This window comes from Paracoccus sp. PARArs4, assembly GCF_947311865.1.
Classification (GTDB): domain Bacteria; phylum Pseudomonadota; class Alphaproteobacteria; order Rhodobacterales; family Rhodobacteraceae; genus Paracoccus; species Paracoccus zeaxanthinifaciens.
Genome location: NZ_CAMZMW010000021.1, coordinates 1 through 18,281 on the forward strand (window position 1 = coordinate 1; position 18,281 = coordinate 18,281).

Genomic DNA, 18,281 nt, shown 5'->3' on the forward strand with positions numbered 1-18,281 from the left:
GGGGGGGGCGGGGGGGGTGGGGGGGGGGGGGGCGCTCGGCGCGGCGGGGGCGCGGGCCGCCACGGCGTCGGCCTCGATGGCCGACACCGTGGCGATCCCCCCGATCAACTGTCGGGGCGCACCTTGGCGGCGGTTCCCCCGGCGAAGGCCGCCAGCCGCTCGCGCGCGGCGTCCTGCGTGTTCACCACCCCCGCGACGACCGCCTCGGCATAGGCCGCATCCAGCGCGCTCATGTTCTGCATGTGGCTGATGGCGGAACAGATGGCGAAGTTCGACAGGGCCGGGTTCTGCGCCGCCCGTTCCGCCAGCTCGCGCGCCTTCGTCTCGGGGTCCTCGACCAGGTATTGGCACAGCCCGACCGAAACGGCCTCGTCGCCTGCATAGAGCCTGCCCGTCAGCATCATGTCGATCATCCGCGCCTTGCCGATCAGGTCCGCGACGCGGATCGTCGCGCCGCCCCCGGTGAACAGGCCGCGCTGTCCCTCGGGCAGCCCGAAATAGCAATCGGGCCCCGCGACGCGGATATGCGCCGCCGATGCCAGTTCCAGCCCGCCGCCGACGACCGCGCCCTTCAACGCCGCGATGACCGGCACCCCGCCATATTCCATCTTGTTGAACGCCTCGTGCCAGCGCATGCAGACGCGCATGAAATCCGCGGCCGAGCGTTCCTCGCGGTGGTGTTCGACCAGGTCCAGGCCTGCGCAGAAATGCGGCCCCTCGGCGCGCAGGATCGCGGCGCGGATGCCCTCGTGGGGCAGGGCCGCGAAGATGTCGACCAGTTCCTCGATGGTGGCGATGTCCAGCGCGTTGCGCTTGGCCGGGCGGTTCAGCGTCACCGTGGCGATGCCCATGTCGTCCACGTCCAGCGCGATGTTGCGCAGTTCCAGATCCGCAAGCTTGCGCATCCCGTTCCTCCTCTTCCCTCGTGCGGAAGGCTTAGCTGCCGATGAGGGACATGACCAGCGGGATGGTCGCGATGCCGAACGCGGTCGAGATCAGGATCGCCGCCGATGTCCGCTGTTCGGCCAGCCCGAAATGCTGCGCCAGGATATAGACGTTTCCCGCCACCGGCAGGGCGGCTGCGGCGACCATCACGCCCGCCGCGAAGGGATCCACCCCGAAGGCGCGCGCCGCGATCCACACCGCCAGCGGGTGCAGCACCAGCTTGGCAGCACCCAGCCAGCCCGACACCGCGACCCTGCCCAGCCGCAGCCCCGCAAGGCTGGCGCCGATGGCGAACAGCGCACCCGGCGTCGCGGCGGCGCCCAGGATCGACAGGAACTCGTCCAGCGGGCGCGGCATCGGCAGGTCCGCCCCCGCCCAGGCCAGCCCCGCCGCCATCGACAGGATCATGGGGTTGGACGCGATGCCGCGCGCTATGGGGCGCAGCGTGCGCAGCCTGATCCCTCCGCTGCGCGAGGCATGCACGATCAGCGTGATCAGGGTCGAGAAGACGATGGTGTCGATGGTCAGCACCATCAGCACCGGCCCGACCGCGGCCTCGCCCAGCAGCACGACCAGCATCGGCACGCCCAGAAAGCCGGTATTCCCGATCATGCAGCATTGCGCCTCCATAGCGGCCTCGGGGGTCGACAGGCCGCGCCAGCGCGCGACGGACATGCCCACCGCCCAGACGGCCAGCGATCCCAGCAGATAGGCCGCCGCGAAGCGCGGATCGAAGATCGCGCCCAGGTCCAGCCCCGCGGCAAAGCGGAACAGCATGGCCGACAGGGCGAACCAGAAGACGAAGCGGGTCAGCCATGCGGCACCCTCGGGCGGGAAGAAGCGGATGCGCGATGCCAGCCAGCCAAGGCCGATCAGCCCGAAGAAGGGCAGCGTCTTCAGAAAGACCTCGAACATTGGACCCCCCGGTCGGGCCGGGGGTCAGCCCTGTCCGATCAGCACCCCCACCGCCAGCACCAGACCACCGCCCAGCACGACTTGCAAGGTGGCCCGCCAGAAGGGCGTGGCCATCCAGCGGCTCTGGATCCAGGCGATGGCCCACAGCTCGATCGCGACGAACAGGATCGCGATGGTCGTGGCCAGCGTGAAATCCGGGATCAGATAGGGCAGCGCATGGCCCAGGCCCCCCACCATCGTCATCACCCCCGAGGCGATGCCGCGCTTGATGGGCGATCCGCGCCCCGAGATGACGCCGTCGTCGGATGCGGCCTCGGTGAAGCCCATGCTGATCCCCGCGCCGACGCTGGCGGCCAGGCCGACCAGGAATGTCGTCCAGGGGTCCTGCGTCGCGAAGGCGGTCGCGAAGATCGGCGCCAGGGTCGAGACGCTGCCATCCATCAGTCCCGCCAGCCCCGGCTGGATCCAGGTCAGGACGAAGTTGCGATGGGCGACGGCGTCCTCCTCGGCGCGGGCCTCGGGGGTCAGGTGGGTCTCGGACAGCTCGCCCGCGCGATCCTCGTGCCCGCGTTCGGCGGCGGCCAGGTCGCCCAGCAGCTTGCGGGTCGTGGCGTCCTGGCAGCGCTGCGCGGCATGGGCATAGAATTCGGCCGCATCGCGTTCCATGCCCGCCGCCTCGGCGCGGATCGCCTCCAGCGACAGGTTCTGCATCATCCATGCGGGCCTGCGCGACAGATAACCCGCGACATGCTCGCGCCGGATCACCGGGATCGCGTCGCCGAAGCGGTCGGTGAAGCGGTCGATCAGCAGGCGGCGATGCCCGTCCTCCTCGGCGGCCATGCCCTCGAACACGGCGGCGGTCGCGGGGAAATCGTCGCGCAGCTCGACCGCCCAGTTGCGATAGATGCGGGCGTCGTCCTCCTCGGAGGCGATGGCAAGCGCCAGGATCTCTCGCTCCGACAGGTCGGACAGGCGTTTGCGGCTGGACAGGAAGGGCAGGGTCATGGCGCGGCCTTGGCAGGGTTGCGGACCGACCGTGCGACGGTGAACTCGGTCACGCCGCCGGGCAGGTCCCGTTGCGCGATCATGGCATGACCGGCCTCGTGGCAGAAATGCGGCAGATCGACCAAGGCCATGCGGTCGGTCGTGCGGATGCGGACCATCGCGCCAGGATCGGCAGTCTCCAGCGCCTTGCGCAGGCGCAGGACGGGCAGGGGGCACAGCAGGTTGCGCGCATCCAGCGGCGGCACCAGCTGCGCCAGGGCCCAGGGACGGGCCTGCGCCGGTTCGATCCGCTGCGCCAGCTCGCCCGCGAATTCGGCGAAGGCATCGGCCTGCTGGCGGGGCACGTACAGGATGGCGGGCAGGTCGCGATCCATCGCATCCGCGATCAGGGCCACGAAGCCGCGGCCCGCGACCTCTTGCCGGGCGAATTTCGGCACGATCACCAGCTGCGCATCCGCCAGCCCCGGAAGCGCGGTCGCCGCCGCCTGTTCCAGCGCGCCGGGATCCAGCCGGCAGCCCTGCGCCCCCGGCCCGAGCGATTGCGAGATGCGAAACCGCGGCGCGTCCAGCCCGAGCGCCTCGACCTCCATGTCGCAGGGGCGGTCCGGCCCAAGATCGTGGTTGTGCTGCACCGCGCCGCCCAGCCGGGCGCCCATGCGCTGCAGGTCGCGTGCCAGGTCGACCAGCAGCCGGTCGGCCATGCCGGGTGCGTCCCCGGCGGCAGAGGTGAACCAGGCCAGCATTCGATCATCCCCCATGATGCAGCGGCCCCAAGCCTTATCCGATCGCGCGGCGCTTGGCGACATTGCGCGACGGCATGTGACGGGACGGCTTTTCGTCGCCGTTCCGCCCGCGTATGACTTGCGGCATGAGCATCGATACCGACGTGATCGCCCGCATCCGGGCCCTGTGTGACGGCGAGACCGACGAGGTCGCGCTGATGGCCACCATCGCCTGCGAACTGCACCATTCCGACGACCGCTTCGACTGGACCGGCTTCTACCGCGTGACGGGCCCCGAGCTGCTGAAGATTGGCCCCTACCAGGGCGGGCATGGCTGCCTGGTGATCCCCTTCGCCCGCGGCGTCTGCGGCGCCGCCGCGCGCGAGAAACGCACCCAGATCGTGGCCGATGTCGAGGCATTCCCCGGCCATATCGCCTGTTCCAGCAGCACGCGTTCGGAAATCGTGCTGCCGGTGATCGGGCGCGAGGGTCGCCTGATCGGCGTGTTGGACATCGACAGCGACCGGCCCGATGCATTCGACCAGACCGACGCCGATCGTCTGGAAGCCATCCTGGCCGAGGTCTTCGGCGACCTCTGATTTCCCGAAGCGGAGCGTGACATGATCTGGGACACCATCGCCAACATCCCCGCCAGCCAGCTGCTGCCCTTCATCCTGGGCGGGCTGGTCCTGAACTTCGCCCCCGGCCAGGACGTGTTCTTCGCCAGCGCCTGCGGCATCCAGGGCGGGCCGCGCGCGGGCGCCTGGGCGGGCTTCGGCGTGGGGCTGGGCGTGCTGATGCACGTGACGCTGGCGACGGTGGGCCTGGGCGCGGTCGTCGCCGCCCACCCCGAGGCGCTGCGCGCGATCAAGTATGCGGGCGCGGCCTATCTTCTGTGGCTGGCCTGGAAAAGCTGGAACGCAGGCGAGATCGACCCGAGCGCGCGCGGCAGCGTGCGCGTCTGGAACATCATCCGCCGCGGCTTCCTGTCGAACGCGCTGAACCCCAAGCCGGTGCTGTTCATGCTGGCCTTCCTGCCGCAGTTCACCAATGCCGCCTGGGGTCCGATCTGGCAGCAGATCCTGGGCCTGGGGCTGATCTTCGCCTTCACCGGCACGCTGGTCACCATCGGCTATGGCATCGTCGGCGGGGTTGCGGGGCAGGTCATCGGCAAGCGGCTGGGCCTGGTGAACCGGATCGCGGCGGTGATGTTCGCGGGGCTGGCCATCCGGCTGGTGGCCAAGTAATCCCCGGGCATGAGCGATTTCTGCTATGACCCGCCCCCCGGCGCCCCGCGCGTGATCCATGCCGATCACGAGGTGCTGGTGGTCGAGAAACCCTCGGGGCTGCTGTCCGTGCCGGGCCGGGGCGAGGATCGGGCGGATTGCCTGATCGCCCGCCTGCGCGAGGCCTTCCCGACCGTGCTGCTGGTCCACCGGCTGGATCTGGACACCTCGGGGGTGATGGTCTTTGGCCTGACGCCCCATGCGCAGCGCCACCTGTCCAAGCAGTTCGAGGAACGGCGCACCAAGAAGGTCTATGTCGCGCGCCTGCATGGACGGCTGGAGCCGCGCACGGGCCGGGTCGATCTGCCGCTGATCGTGGACTGGCCGAACAGGCCGCGCCAGAAGGTCGATCACGACGAGGGCCGTCCCGCCCAGACCGATTGGCGCGTGGTGCGCGCGGATGATGCGGAAACCCGCGTCCGGCTGATGCCCGTCACGGGCCGCAGCCACCAGCTGCGCGTGCACATGGCGGAAACGGGGCACGCGATCCTGGGCGATCCGCTCTATGCCACGGGCGAGGCGCGGGACCATCCGCGCCTGATGCTGCATGCCGAAAGCCTGCGTTTCGCCCATCCCGACGGGGGCGTGCAGCAAGGCTTCACCTCGCCCGCACCGTTCTAGCGGCCCATCGCGCGATCCAGGGAAAGACCGCCAGCATCGCCACGATGGCGATGATGCGGGGGCCGACGATGTCGCGCACGCGCTCGATCTCGGCGATCTGGGTGCCGGCGGCGACCAGGATGGCGCTGTTCGGTAGCACGCCCAATGCGGTGACGGCGGCATAGCCGCGCATCGTCATCCGCGACAGGCCCGACAGCAGGTTCAGCACGAAGAAGGGCAGCCCCGGCGTCAGTCGCAGGCTGAGAAGCGCCAGCAGCCCGTTCTCGGCCACGCGGGCATCCAGCCTGTCGGCCCGTGCGCCCATCAGCCGCCTGACAGGGCCGTTCAGCCAGTACCGGCCCAGGGCGAAGGTCAGCAGCGCCGCGATCATGGTGCCCGCCACCACCAGCGCCATCGCCAGCCAGAAGCCGAAGACCGCACCGCCGATCAGCGCCATCGGCACGATGACCGGCAGGGGCAGCGACGCGCCGATCCCCACGATCAGCACGAAGGACAGCAATGACAGGGCGGGGTTCGCATCGCGCCATGCCTCGGCGCGGATCAACAGGATGCGCAACTGGTCCAGATCTGCCTGCAGCGCCGACAGCGACGGCCACAGGGCGGGCGCCCCGGCGATGACGACCCCAAGGGCCAGCAGCACCAGGACGCCCTTGATGGCTGGGTTCACTCTTCGCCGTTCGGATACCAATTGGTAATCACCACTTCCGCGCCCGAGCCGCCAGCTTCGACCGCCTTCGCGAATGCGTCAAGGTCGCTGCCGCGGTGGTGATAGGGATAGACCACGCGCGGCGCGAAGGCGGTCACGGCCTCGGCCGCCTGTTCGACGGTCATGGTATAGGGCAGGTTCATCGGCAGGAACGCCACCTCGATATCGGTCAGGGCGCGCAGTTCCGGCGTGTCCTCGGTATCGCCCGCGATCAGGAAGCGTTTGTCGCCGATGGTCAGGATATAGCCGTTGTCGCGACCCTGCGGGTGGAACTTCAGCCGGTCCTCGGTGATGTTGTAGGCGGGGATGGCCTCGATCGGCAGGTCCAGCGCGGTGCCGGTATCGCCGTTGGCCATGACGGTGACGCGTTCGCGCATCGCCTGCGGAAGCATGTCGGCCACCGCGGGGTTGGTGATCATCGGCACCTCGGGCAGAGCGTCCAGCGTCGGCTGGTCATAGTGGTCGCCATGTTCGTGGGTGATCAGGATCAAGTCCGGCGCGGGCATGTCGGCATATGCCTCGGCGCCGCCGACCGGATCGACGAAGATCACTCCCGAGGGCGTTTCCCAGACCATGCTGGCGTGATCGACGGCATGGATCACCACGTCGCCGGCCCCGGTCGCGTGGGTGAAGGGTCCGGCCTCCTGTGCGGCGGCGAGGCGGGGCAGCAGGCCCGCCCCGAGCGAGGCGGCGGCGATCTGCAGGCTGTGGCGACGGGTCAGGCGCATGGGAACCTCGGGCTTGTGATTTATGATTGGGCAACCGCCCAACCCCGGCACCGCGCGCGGGGTTCCGCGCCTTGCCGCCCGACGATGTGTAACCTACTGCTTGTGACAGGATCACGGCAGGGGGAAGACAGATGACGCATCTTTGGGTCAGGGCCGAAAGCCGCCCGAACGAGGATCGGGTGGGCATCACCCCGGACGGCGTCCGCCGGCTGATCGCGCAGGGCTTCCGCGTCACGGTCGAGGACAGCGCCCGCCGCGTCATCGCGACCGAAGAATATCGCAAGGCGGGGGCCGCGATCGCCCCCGAGGGCAGCTGGCCCGACGCCCCCCGAAACGCCATCGTCTTCGGCCTGAAGGAGCTGCCCGAGGACGGCTCGGCCCTGGTCCATCGACACATCATGTTCGGCCATGCCTACAAGGGGCAGCCCGCGGGCAGGGTGCTGCTGGAGCGGTTCCGCAGGGGCGGCGGGCGGCTTCTGGACCTTGAATACCTGACGGATGGCGATGGCCGCAGGCTGGCGGCCTTCGGATACTGGGCGGGCTATGCCGGGGCGGCAGTGTCGCTGATGGCCTGGGTCGCGCAGATGCGCGGCGGGATCTGCGGACCGGTCCATGCATGGCCCGACAAGGACGCGCTGCAGGACGCGCTGCGGGCGCGGCTGGACGCGTCGGGCAGGCCGCGCCCCCGCGCCATCGTCATCGGCGCGAAGGGCCGCGTCGGCAGCGGTGCGCGCGACCTGCTGACCGCGATGGGCGTGGGCGTCACCGAATGGGACATGGCCGAGACCGCGCATGGCGGCCCCTTCCCCGAGGTGCTGGCGCATGACATCTTCGTCAACGCGATCCTGGCCCGTCCGGGCGCGCCGGTCTTCGTGCCCGCCGAGGCGACGGGCCCCGCCCGCGCGCTGCGCGTCATCGGCGACGTGGCCTGCGATCCCGACAGCGAATTCTCACCGATCAAGGTCTATGACCGGGCGACCGACTGGGACGCGCCGGTGCTGCGGGTGGCAGATAACCCGCCGCTGGACGTGATGGCCATCGACAACCTGCCCTCGATGCTGCCGCGCGAAAGCTCGGAGGATTACGCGGCGCAGCTGCTGCCCGTGCTGAAGGGGCTGGGCGATCTGCAGTCCGGGGCATGGGGCCGTGCCTCGCGGCTGTTCGACGAACATCTGGCGGGGGCGTGACGGGCCGCGCGGAACGTTTTCGCGGGCGACGGGTTCCCTTGGCAAGCATCCGACCGGAGGAGATACGATGCCCGTCCCCAGATCCGCGTCCCTGACACTTGCCGCCGCCAGCATGCTGGCCACCGCCGCCTGCGCGCAGGATTACTTCGACGCCGCGCCGAACGGGCGGGCCTATGACCAGTCGCCCGCCTTCGCGGCCCAGACCCGCGCTCCCGCGCTGCTGCAGGGACCGGAACTGCAGATGCAGGTCCTGGCCGAGGGGCTGGAACATCCCTGGGGGCTGGCCGGTCTGCCGGATGGCGGCTGGCTTGTCACCGAACGCCCGGGCCGGATGCGCATCGTGGGTGCGGATGGCAGCCTGTCGGCCCCGGTCGAGGGGCTGCCCCAAGTCGATGCCCGCGATCAGGGCGGGCTGCACGATGTCTCGGTCGCGGGGGATTTCGCACAGACGCGCCGCGTCTGGTGGACCTATGCCGAACCGCGCGAGGGCGGCAGGAACGCCACCGCCGTCGCCACGGGAATCCTGTCGGATGACGGTACCCGGATGGAGCAGGTCGAACGCATCTGGCAGCAGCAGCCTGCCTGGGCCTCGACCAAGCATTTCGGCGCGCGCATCGTCCATGACGGACAGGGGCACATCCTGGTGGGCCTGGGCGAACGCTCCGACCCCGAGCCGCGCCAGCTGGCGCAGGACCGGCAGACCACCCTGGGCAAGGTCGTCCGCATCCGCGCATCCGACGGCGCCCCCGCAGGGGCGGGTGTCGAGGGCTGGCTGCCCGAGATCTGGTCCATCGGGCACCGCAACATCCAGGGCGCGGCGATGGGCCCGGACGGGCGCGTGTGGATGTCCGAACACGGTCCCCGCGGCGGGGACGAGCTGAACCTGATCGAGCAGGCCGAGAATCACGGCTGGCCGCTGGCGACCTATGGCACCAACTACAACGGTGCGCAGATGGGGGCGACGCAGGTCGAGGGGACCGACCAGCCCGTCTATTACTGGGACCCGTCGCCCGCACTCAGCGGGATGGCGTTCTATGACGGCGCGATGTTCCCCGAATGGCAGGGGCAGGCGCTGCTGGGCGGGCTGCAGTCGCAATCCATCCACCGCCTGCGGATCGAGGGCGACACCGTCACCGGCGAGGCACGTCACCTGCAGGGCGTGGGCCGCGTCCGAGAGATCGAGGTCGCGCCCGACGGGGCCATCGTCCTGATCACCGACCATGATGACGGTCGCCTGATCCGTGTGACGCCCGAGGGCTAACCGCTGCGACCGAACAGCCGCTCGATATCGGTCAGGCGCAGCTTCACCCATGTCGGGCGGCCGTGATTGCACTGGCCCGACCGGGGCGTGCGCTCCATTTCCCGCAGCAGGGCGTTCATCTCGTCCGCGCTCATCCGGCGGCCCGACCGGACCGAGCCGTGGCACGCCATCGAGGACAGCACCGCGTCGATCCGCCCGCGCAGCCGGTCCGAGCTGCCTTGATCGGCCAGGTCGTCCAGGATGTCGCGGATCAGCGCCTTGGCATCCAGCCGCGTCAGCATGGCGGGCTGTTCGCGCAGCGCCACCGCGCCGCTGCCGAAGGGCTCCAGCACCAGCCCCAGATCCGCCAGCTCGTCGGCGATGGACATGATGCGCTGCGCATCGCCCTCGGACAGCTCGATCACCTCGGGGATCAGCAGGGCCTGGGACCGGATGCCGTGTTCGGCGGCCTGCGCCTTCAGCCGTTCATAGACGAGCCGTTCATGCGCGGCATGCTGGTCGACGACGATCATGCCGTCCTCGGTCTGGGCGATGATGTAATTCTCGTGGATCTGGGCCCGCGCCGCGCCAAGGGGGGCCGCGATCGGCTGCTCGGACGGTTCCTCGTAGCGGCCCGAAGGCGCCTCGGCAAAGCCCGGATCGCGATGCTCCACCGGGGCCTGCAGGTCCAGCGACGCGCGGATCGCCGCGTCCGAGGGCGTGTCGGGCCGCCATGCGCGTTGCGGGGCGGCATGCGGGGCCTGTTCGGGTTGGAAGGCCGCCAGCGTCGCGTCGCCCACCGTGGACGATGCCCTGTGACCGGCCCCCGCCAGCGCGTGGCGCAGCGCCGACACGATCAGGCCGCGCGCGGACTGGCCGTCGCGGAATCGCACCTCGGCCTTGGCGGGGTGGACGTTCACGTCGACCAGCTGCGGGTCGCAGTTCAGGAACAGCACCGCCGCCGGATAGCGCCCCGAGGCCAGCACGTCCATGTAGCCCGCCCGCAATGCGCCGCTCAGCATCTTGTCGCGCACGGGACGCCCGTTCACATAGAGATGCTGCGCCACCGCCGCGCCGCGCGAATAGGTCGGCAGCGCCGCCAGCCCGGTCAGGGCGATCCCGTCGCGTTCGGCATCGATGGACAGGGCGTTCTCGGTGAACTCGGGACCCATGATGCGGGTCAGGCGCATGGTCAGCGCGCCGAACAGCTCTCCTTGTTCGGCATCGGTGCGGAAGATCTCGCGGCCATCGGCGGTCAGGCGGAAGCCGACATAGGGTTCGGCCATCGCAAGGCGGCGCATCACGTCGGCCACGGCCTGCGTCTCGGCGCGGTCGGTGCGCATGAATTTCAGCCGCGCGGGCGTGGCGAAGAACAGGTCGCGCAGTTCGACCACCGTGCCGCAATTCGCGCCCGCCGGACGCACGGGGGCGATGCGCCCGCCCTCGACCCGGATCTGCGCGCCGTCCCCGCCCTGGACCCGCGACGTGATCGTCAGCCGCCCCACCGCCCCGAGCGAGGGCAGAGCCTCGCCACGAAAGCCGAAGCTGCGGATCGCCAGAAGGTCGGTGCCGTCGATCTTGCTGGTGGCGTGGCGCGACAGCGCCAGCGGCAGGTCGTCGTCCGTCATGCCGCAGCCGTCGTCGGTGACGCGGATCAGGCGCTTGCCGCCTTCCTCGATCGCGACGTCGATGCGGGTGGCGCCCGCGTCCAGCGCGTTCTCGACCAGTTCCTTGACGGCGGAGGCTGGGCGTTCGACCACCTCGCCGGCCGCGATGCGGTTGGCGGTGTTCTCGTCCAGCTGTCGGATGACGGGGCGCGTCTGGTGGCCGTCCTGGGGGGCGTGTTCGTTCATGGCCCCCGAAACCTAATGCCCGCGGCGCCAAACTGCCAGAGCTTCGCGCCGCGGGGCCTGTTATTCCGCGATGCCCTCGGGGCGGCCCACCAGCACGAAGCGCAGCGCGTCGGGGTCCAGCATCCGGGCCGCCACGCGGGCCACGTCATCGGCGGTCACGGCCTCGACCCGGTCGTTGCGGGTTTCGATGTAGTCGGGCGCAAAGCCCATCAGCTGCATCCCCGCCATGATCGAGGCGATGCGCGAATTGCCGTCGAAGCGCAGCGGGTATTCGCCCGTCAGATAGGTCTTGGCGTCGGTCAGCTCGGCCTCGGTGACGCCGCCTTCGGCCATGCGGGCATATTCGGCGCGGATCAGGTCGATCGCCTGTGCCGTGGTGGCGTTCGATCCGGCCATGCCGCCGCGCCAGGTATCGCCGAACAGCCCCGGTGCAAGCGCGGTCCCCACGCCATAGGTCAGGCCGCGCTTCTCGCGCACCTCGGTCATCAGGCGCGAGCTGAAGCCCCCGCCGCCCAGGATGTGGTTCGCGACATAGGCCGCGAAATAGTCCGGATCGTCGATGGCCAGGCCCGGTCCTGCGAAGGACACCACCGTCTGCGGGCTGTCCCAGTCGATCACGCTGACGCCGCCCGTCAGCTGCGGTTCGACCTTGTCGGGCAGGGGCGCGGTCGCCTTTTCGGGCAGCCCGCCCAGGATGCGGTCCAGCAGCGGCCCCAGTTCGTCGGGGGTGATGTCGCCCGCGGCCCCCACGACCACGCGGTCGCGCGCAAGGACGCGGTTCTTGGCCTGCACGAGATCCTGCCGCGTCAGGGCCGCGACGCTTTCGGCCGTCCCGTTGATCGAGGTGGCATAGGGGTGGTCGCCCCATGCCTGCGCGGCCATCTCCTTGGCGGCGATGCTGTTCGGGTCGGTCGCCTCGGACCGGATGATCGCCTGCACCTGCGAGCGGACGCGTTCCACGGCAGTGTCGTCGAAGCGGGGTTCGCGCAGCGCCTGCGCCAGAAGATCGGCGGCCTCGTCGCGGTTCTCGGACAGCGCCTGGAAGCCGATGGACAGCGTGTCGTCGCTGGCGTCGAAGGACAGGCGCGCGCCCAGATCCTCGACCGCGCGGGCAAAGGTGGTGGCGTCGCGCTGGCCCGCGCCTTCCTCCAGCAGGCCGGTCATCAGGTTGATGGCGCCGCGCTTGCCATCGGCGTCCATGCTGGCGCCGCCCTTGAACTGGATGTCCAGCGCGACGAAGGGGATGCTGTCATCCTGGACCAGCCAAGCCTCGATCCCGCCGGGCGAGGTCACCTGGTCGATCTGCGTGGCATGGGCGGGCAGGGCCATCAGCGCCAGAAGCGCGGCGAATGCGGCGCGGATCATTTCTGCACCTCCGGTTCCTCGGGTTTCTCGGGCAGCAGCCAGCCGGTCACGTGGCCGGGGCCGTCCAGCACCAGCCGCGCGGCCTCCATCACCTCGTCCTCGGTGACGGAACCCAGGATGTCGGGCCATTCCGACACGTCATCGACGCCCAGTCCCACGGAAAGGCCCTGGCCGTAATCATAGGCGCGGCCATGCGCGCTGTCGCGGGCATAGACCTGCGCAGCGCGGATGCGGGTCTTCACCCGGTCCAGGTCGGCGGGATCGATGCCGTCCTTCACGAACTTGTCCAGCGCGGCGTCCAGATCGGCCTCGGCCTGTTCGGGATCCTGGCCGTCCGCGGGCACCATCGAGATGGTGAACTCGGTATCGTCCAGCGACAGCCCGTCGTAATTTGCGCCCACCCACAGCGCCTTGCCCGACAGCATCAGTTCGCGCGCAAGGAACGAGGTCTGCGTCGATCCGCCCAGCAGCTCCGACAGGACCGTCAGCGCGGCGGCCTGCCGCTGGTCGCGAGGGTCGCGTTCGGGTGCAAGGATCGCGCGGCTGAAGCGGGGCTGCGCGACGCGGGGGTCGGACATGGTGATGCGGCGGTCGGTCTGCTTCCGCGGTTCCTGCGGGCGGATGCGGGGGGCCGCGTCGTCGGATGCGGGGATCGGGCCGTAATGTTCCTCGGCCAGTTCGCGGGCGCGTTCGGGGGTGACATCGCCCGCGATGACCAGCACGGCCTCGTTCGGGGCATAGTGTTCGTCGTACCAGGCGTTCGCATCGTCCAGCGTCAGGGCCGCGATCTCGTCCCGCCAGCCGATGATCGGGCGGCCATAGGGGTGGTTGTCATAGAGGATGGCGTTCATCTCCTCTCGGAACAGGGCGGCGGGGTCGCTGTCCACGCGCTGCGCCCGTTCCTCCAGCACGACCTTGCGCTCGGCCTGCCAGTCGTCGTCCGAGATCGACAGATTCTGCATCCGGTCGGCCTCCATCCCCATGATCAGGGGCAGGCGGTCGCTGGCGATGCGCTGGAAATAGGCGGTGAAGTCCCACGAGGTGAAGGCATTGTCGCTGCCCCCGTTCGCGGTGACCGTCTTCGACAATTCGCCCGGGGCCAGCTTGTCGGTCCCCTTGAACATCAGGTGTTCGAGGTAATGGGCGATGCCGGACTTGCCCGGAACCTCGTCGGCGGCGCCGATGCGGTACCAGACCATCTGGACGACGACCGGGGCGCGGTCGTCGGGGATGACCACGGTCTCCAGCCCGTTGGGCAGCGTGAAATGGGTGATGCCCGCGGGTTCGGCGACGGGGGCCACAGGGGCCACGGGTTCGGCGTCCTGCGCGGCGGCGATGACGGGCGACAGGGTCAGCGCGGCCAGAAGGGCTGCAGTGACGGGACGGGGGCGGTGTGCCAAGCAACGCATCGGTGGTGCGACCTCCTCTTGCTGGGCGGAACTTGGCCCGTCAGAGGTCGCTCGCGCAAGCCACCCTCGCGCGAATGTGCAAGGGTCGTGGGGTCAGGGCGCGGTCGAGGTGATGGCGCCCGCACGCTGCCAGCGGACCTGCTCGGCCTCGGCGTCCAGCGACACGTCCTCGTAGGCGCGCTGATAGACCGAGGAGCCGATGATCCGTTCGATCAGGCGGCGGCCGTTGCGTTCGCGCCAGCGCGCGTCGCGTTGGGCCAGATCCTCGCGGATGGCGGGATCGGTGCCCTGGCGCGTCGCATGGGCGATCAGCGCCTGGTCAGCTGCCGCGATGCCCTGGTCGGCCAGGCGGGCGGGGTTGCCGCCCAGCACCGCGACCGCGTCGCCCTTGGGCGTGGGGTCGGTGATGTTCGCGCCGCCGGGCGTCGGCTGGGGCAGCACCGCCAGGTCGGGCGGCATCGACAGGGGCTTGGTCGGAAGGATGCCGAATTCGTCCGGGCCGGACTGGACCTTGCGGAAATTGTTCAGCTTGGACCCGCCCGCGCAGGCGGTCAGGGCCATCATCGCGGCCATTCCCAAGATCAGCGACGCCTTGCGCATCTGGTGCATCCTTCTGCCCGTTTCGCCCGTTCTAGCGGGATTTTCCGTTGCCGTCACGCGTCGGTTTCGCGGGCTTGCGGCCCGCGTCGCGGAACAGGTCGCCCTGTCGCGGCTGGGGGCGGAAATCGTCGGCGGGCTTGGGTGCGCGCGGGGGCGTGACGCTGCGGCGCGCCTTGGGGGCGGGTTGCGGTTTCGCGCCGTCGCCCGCCGGTTTCTGCGGCATCAGCACCAGCCCGATCGCGCCCGCGAAGATCGCGATGTCGGCAACGTTGAAGCTGTAGGGGTTCTGCCAGCCCGGCAGCGACATGTTCAGGAAATCGGCCACCGCGCCATAGAGGATGCGGTCGATCACGTTCCCGAGCGCCCCGCCGATCAGCAGCCCCGCCGAGACCTGCGCGAAGCGGCCCAGCCGCGCGCGCCACACCCAGACCGAGACCCACAGGCAGATCGCCAGCGCGATGCCCACGAGCACCCACCGCATCGTCGCCTGCCCCGACGAGAACAGCCCGAAATTCACGCCCTGGTTCCACGCCATGCGCAGGTTCAGCCATGGCGGCAGCAGGTCGTATTCGCGGATGCGGTCCAGGTTCAGGACATGGACCACCCAGTATTTCAGCGCCTGGTCGATCAGGAAGATGACCGTGGCGACCCATGCGACAAGGCGCATGGGCCGACCGGAAGTGCCGCCCGTTCCGGCGGCGCCCTGACGCGGCGCGGCCATCAGTGGCGGAAATGCCGCTGGCCGGTAAAGACCATGGCCAGGCCAAGACGGTTCGCGGCCTCGATCACCTCGGCGTCGCGCATGGATCCGCCGGGCTGGATGACCGCGCGGGCGCCGGCCTCGGCCAGGGCCTCGATGCCGTCGGCGAAGGGGAAGAACGCATCCGATGCGACCGCCGCGCCGTTGGTCAGCGGCTCGGACAGGCCCAGCACCTCGGCCATGTCCTCGGACTTGCGGCGACCGATGCGGGTGCTGTCCACGCGGCTCATCTGGCCTGCGCCGACGCCCACGGTGGCGCGGTCCTTGGCATAGACGATGGCGTTCGATTTCACGTGCTTGGCGACGGTCCAGGCGAACAGCAGGTCGGCCAGCTCGGCCTCGGAGGGCTGACGCTCGGTCACGATCTTCAGGTCGGACATGGTGACGTGACCGTTGTCGCGGCCCTGGACCAGGAAGCCGCCGGCGACCTGGCGGAAGGCGGTGCCGCCCGCGCGGATGTCGGGCAGGCCGCCCGTGGTCAGCAGGCGCAGGTTCTTCTTGGCGGCGAAGATGCGCTTGGCATCCTCGTCGGCATCGGGGGCGATGACGACCTCGGTGAAGATGCCCGCGATCTCTTCGGCGGTGGCGCCGTCCAGCGTGCCGTTCAGCGCGATGATGCCGCCGAAGGCCGAGGTGCGGTCGCAGTCGAAGGCCCGCTTGTAGGCTTCGAGCGCGGTCGCGCCGCGGGCCACGCCGCAGGGGTTGGCATGCTTGATGATCGCGCAGGCCGGACCCTCGGCGGGGTCGAACTCGGCCACCAGCTCGAAGGCGGCATCGGTGTCGTTGATGTTGTTGTAGGACAGCTCCTTGCCCTGCCACTGCTTCGCGGTGGCCACGCCCGGGCGTTCCTCGCCGGTGACGTAGAAGGCGGCGGACTGGTGCGGGTTCTCGCCATAGCGGAGGCCCTGGGCCAGCGTGCCCGCGAAGGCGCGGCGGCGGGGCTGTTCCTCGCCGATGGCTCCGGCCATCCAGGTGCTGACGGCGGTGTCATAGGCCGCGGTGCGGGCATAGGCGATCTGAGCCTGGCGCTGGCGGAAGGGCAGGGTGGTCGCGCCCTCGTTCGCGTCCAGCTCGGCCAGCAGCGCGTCATAGTCCTGCACGTCCACGATGGTCGTGACGAAGCCGTGGTTCTTGGCGGCGGCGCGGATCATCGCGGGGCCGCCGATATCGATGTTCTCGATGCAGTCGTCGTATTCGGCGCCCTTCGCGACCGTCGCCTCGAACGGATAGAGGTTCACGACCAGGAGGTCGATGCCGCCGATGCCATGTTCCTCCATCGCCGCGACGTGGTCGGCATTGTCGCGCAGTGCCAGCAGGCCGCCATGGACCTTGGGGTGCAGCGTCTTGACGCGGCCGTCCATCATTTCCGGGAAGCCGGTGACATCGGCCACGTCGGTGACGGCGACGCCCGCCTCGCGGATGGCCTTGGCGCTGCCGCCGGTCGACAGGATCTGGACGCCCCGTGCCTCCAGCGCCTTGGCGAAGTCGATCAGCCCGGTCTTGTCGGAGACCGAGATGAGCGCGCGTTTCAGGACCTGACGGGATTCGGCGGGACGGGTCATGGCAGCCTCATGTCTGGATGTGCCGCCCAGTTACCGAAGCCCGCGCCGAAGGTCCAGCATCGTGACCGCCTCAGGCGGGCTTTCGCAGAAGCGCCATGTAGAAGCCGTCCATTCCGCCACGATCCGCCCAGTGATCGGGCCGCAGGCGGATGCCGCCTTCCTCCGTGATCCAGTCGGGATCGATGCCGGGGATGTCGGGGCGTTCCACGGTCAGGCCGGGATGGCGGGCCAGCGCCTCGTCGACCTGGACCTCGCCCTCGTCGGGGATGAGCGAGCAGGTCGCGAAGACCAGCCGCCCGCCGGGGCGCAGGATCGACAGCGCATGGTCGATCATCGCGGCCTGCAGCTCGATCAGTTCGGCGATGCCGTGGCCGTCGCGGATGAAGGGCATGTCGGGATGGCGCCGGATCGTGCCGGTCGCGCTGCAGGGCGCATCCAGCAGCACCGCGTCCAGCGGCGCGTCGGGGCGCCATTCCAGCGCGTCGGCGGTGACGACCGTGGCCGTCAGCCCGCAGCGTTCCAGGTTCTGGTGCAGGCGCTTCAGGCGATGCTCGTTCACGTCCACCGCGACGACCTGCGCCCCGCTGACGGCGATCTGCATGGTCTTGCCGCCCGGTGCCGCGCACAGATCCGCGACGGTCTCGTTCGGCTGCGGGGCCAGCAGGCGCACGGGCAGGGCCGCGGCCGCATCCTGCACCCACCATTCGCCCGCGTCGAAGCCCGGCAGGGTCGAGACCTGCGCCGGACCCGCCACGCGCCACGATCCGGTGGGCAGGGGGTCCGCGCCCTCGAAGGGCTGGGCGCCGGGTTTCGGCGTGATGTCGAGGGGCGCGCCCGCCTGGTGCGCGGCCTCGATCGCGGTCAGCGTGTCCGCGTCATAGGCCATCGACAGCGGCCCGCGCAGCCATTCCGGCAGTTCCTGCGGCGGCAGGTCGGCCCAGCCCTGATACGCGCCCGCCTTGCGCAGCACGGCATTGACCATGCCCGCGGCGGACTGGCCGCGCTTGCCCAGGGTGCGGGTCAGATCGACCGCGGCGCCGACGACGCCATGGGCGGGGGCGCCCAGTTCCAGCATCTCGACCACGGCCAGGCGCAGCACGTCCATGACCTGCGGGGTGGGCTTGCGCGCGACCAGCCCCGCGATCACGCGATCGGCGCGTCCCTGGTGGCGCAGCGTCTCGGCCGCAAGCCTTGCGGCGCGTGCCTGCTCGGCCACGGGCAGCTTCGACAACCTGCCCTGCTGGTCGGCAAGACTGCGCCCGTCGCGCACGCCCTGGATCAATTGCAATGCGCCCTTCCGCGCCATGTCGCCGCCCGGCTTTGCCAAATTGCTTTCCTTCGCCTAGATATTCCTGAAGACTGAACCGGACACATACG

18 protein-coding genes are annotated in these 18,281 nt (G+C 70.1%); 5 read left to right on the forward strand and 13 right to left on the reverse strand.

The genetic code is table 11. From position 1 onward, the window contains the following. Positions 1-104: 104 nt before the first annotated feature. From QMZ16_RS14565 to QMZ16_RS16315, 4 genes are read right to left on the reverse strand one after another with little or no spacing between them, the layout of a single operon-like run. Entirely contained in the window at positions 105-905 is an 801-nt protein-coding gene (locus tag QMZ16_RS14565; protein WP_282603762.1) for a crotonase/enoyl-CoA hydratase family protein, read from the reverse strand. 31 nt (positions 906-936) lie between these two features. Next, entirely contained in the window at positions 937-1,860 is a 924-nt protein-coding gene (locus QMZ16_RS14570; protein WP_282603763.1) for an AEC family transporter, read from the reverse strand. A gap of 24 nt (positions 1,861-1,884) precedes the next feature. After that, entirely contained in the window at positions 1,885-2,865 is a 981-nt protein-coding gene (gene mbfA / locus QMZ16_RS14575; RefSeq protein ID WP_022707912.1) for an iron exporter MbfA, read from the reverse strand. Beyond that, positions 2,862-3,608, reverse strand: coding sequence for a DUF2478 domain-containing protein (locus QMZ16_RS16315; RefSeq protein ID WP_348984669.1), 747 nt, complete (start codon positions 3,606-3,608; stop codon positions 2,862-2,864). Before QMZ16_RS16315 ends, mbfA begins: the two co-directional genes overlap by 4 nt. Positions 3,609-3,733: 125 nt before the next feature. Between QMZ16_RS16315 and QMZ16_RS14590 the strand changes: the two genes are divergently transcribed. From QMZ16_RS14590 to QMZ16_RS14600, 3 genes are read left to right on the forward strand one after another with little or no spacing between them, the layout of a single operon-like run. Next, positions 3,734-4,186, forward strand: coding sequence for a GAF domain-containing protein (locus QMZ16_RS14590; RefSeq protein ID WP_282603765.1), 453 nt, complete (start codon positions 3,734-3,736; stop codon positions 4,184-4,186). 21 nt (positions 4,187-4,207) lie between these two features. After that, positions 4,208-4,834 carry a LysE family translocator gene (locus QMZ16_RS14595; protein ID WP_022707909.1) on the forward strand — a complete coding sequence of 209 codons (627 nt, stop codon included), beginning with the start codon at positions 4,208-4,210 and terminating at the stop codon, positions 4,832-4,834. Positions 4,835-4,843: 9 nt separating this feature from the next. Further along, the gene (locus QMZ16_RS14600; RefSeq protein WP_282603766.1) at positions 4,844-5,494 is read left to right on the forward strand and encodes a pseudouridine synthase; all 651 of its coding nucleotides are present in this window, start codon (positions 4,844-4,846) and stop codon (positions 5,492-5,494) included. Here the strand turns inward: QMZ16_RS14600 and QMZ16_RS14605 are convergent. Together QMZ16_RS14605 and QMZ16_RS14610 are read right to left on the reverse strand one after the other, a co-directional pair. Beyond that, entirely contained in the window at positions 5,472-6,161 is a 690-nt protein-coding gene (locus QMZ16_RS14605; protein WP_282603767.1) for a VTT domain-containing protein, read from the reverse strand. The two genes, QMZ16_RS14600 and QMZ16_RS14605, sit on opposite strands and share 23 nt — an antisense overlap. Further along, positions 6,158-6,928: an MBL fold metallo-hydrolase gene (locus QMZ16_RS14610; protein ID WP_282603768.1), complete on the reverse strand. Its 771-nt coding sequence runs from the start codon at positions 6,926-6,928 to the stop codon at positions 6,158-6,160. Before QMZ16_RS14610 ends, QMZ16_RS14605 begins: the two co-directional genes overlap by 4 nt. Positions 6,929-7,059: 131 nt before the next feature. On the opposite strand from QMZ16_RS14610, the gene QMZ16_RS14615 reads away from it, so the two are divergent. Continuing rightward, a complete protein-coding gene (locus QMZ16_RS14615) occupies positions 7,060-8,115 on the forward strand; it encodes a saccharopine dehydrogenase (RefSeq protein WP_282603769.1) in 1,056 nt (351 codons plus the stop codon). Between the two features lie 67 nt (positions 8,116-8,182). Continuing rightward, positions 8,183-9,376 carry a PQQ-dependent sugar dehydrogenase gene (locus QMZ16_RS14620; protein ID WP_282603770.1) on the forward strand — a complete coding sequence of 398 codons (1,194 nt, stop codon included), beginning with the start codon at positions 8,183-8,185 and terminating at the stop codon, positions 9,374-9,376. Here the strand turns inward: QMZ16_RS14620 and mutL are convergent. The 7 genes from mutL to QMZ16_RS14655 form a co-directional block, all read right to left on the reverse strand. Further along, positions 9,373-11,208, reverse strand: a complete 1,836-nt coding sequence (gene mutL / locus QMZ16_RS14625; RefSeq protein ID WP_282603771.1) for a DNA mismatch repair endonuclease MutL — start codon at positions 11,206-11,208, stop codon at positions 9,373-9,375. The genes QMZ16_RS14620 and mutL overlap by 4 nt on opposite strands. 60 nt (positions 11,209-11,268) lie before the next feature. Next, positions 11,269-12,573, reverse strand: a complete 1,305-nt coding sequence (locus QMZ16_RS14630) for a pitrilysin family protein (RefSeq protein ID WP_282603772.1) — start codon at positions 12,571-12,573, stop codon at positions 11,269-11,271. After that, entirely contained in the window at positions 12,570-13,982 is a 1,413-nt protein-coding gene (locus QMZ16_RS14635; RefSeq protein WP_282603773.1) for a pitrilysin family protein, read from the reverse strand. The genes QMZ16_RS14630 and QMZ16_RS14635 overlap by 4 nt, the downstream gene beginning before the upstream one ends. 93 nt (positions 13,983-14,075) lie before the next feature. Continuing rightward, the gene (locus QMZ16_RS14640) at positions 14,076-14,582 is read right to left on the reverse strand and encodes a DUF3035 domain-containing protein (RefSeq protein WP_282603774.1); all 507 of its coding nucleotides are present in this window, start codon (positions 14,580-14,582) and stop codon (positions 14,076-14,078) included. Positions 14,583-14,613: 31 nt separating this feature from the next. Further along, the gene (gene lspA, locus QMZ16_RS16320; RefSeq protein WP_348984670.1) at positions 14,614-15,303 is read right to left on the reverse strand and encodes a signal peptidase II; all 690 of its coding nucleotides are present in this window, start codon (positions 15,301-15,303) and stop codon (positions 14,614-14,616) included. Further along, entirely contained in the window at positions 15,303-16,904 is a 1,602-nt protein-coding gene (gene purH / locus QMZ16_RS14650) for a bifunctional phosphoribosylaminoimidazolecarboxamide formyltransferase/IMP cyclohydrolase (protein WP_282603775.1), read from the reverse strand. The genes lspA and purH overlap by 1 nt, the downstream gene beginning before the upstream one ends. A 70-nt stretch (positions 16,905-16,974) precedes the next feature. After that, positions 16,975-18,231 (reverse strand): transcription antitermination factor NusB, encoded by a 1,257-nt coding sequence (locus tag QMZ16_RS14655; RefSeq protein ID WP_282603776.1) that lies wholly within the window; start codon positions 18,229-18,231, stop codon positions 16,975-16,977. Positions 18,232-18,281 lie beyond the last annotated feature (50 nt).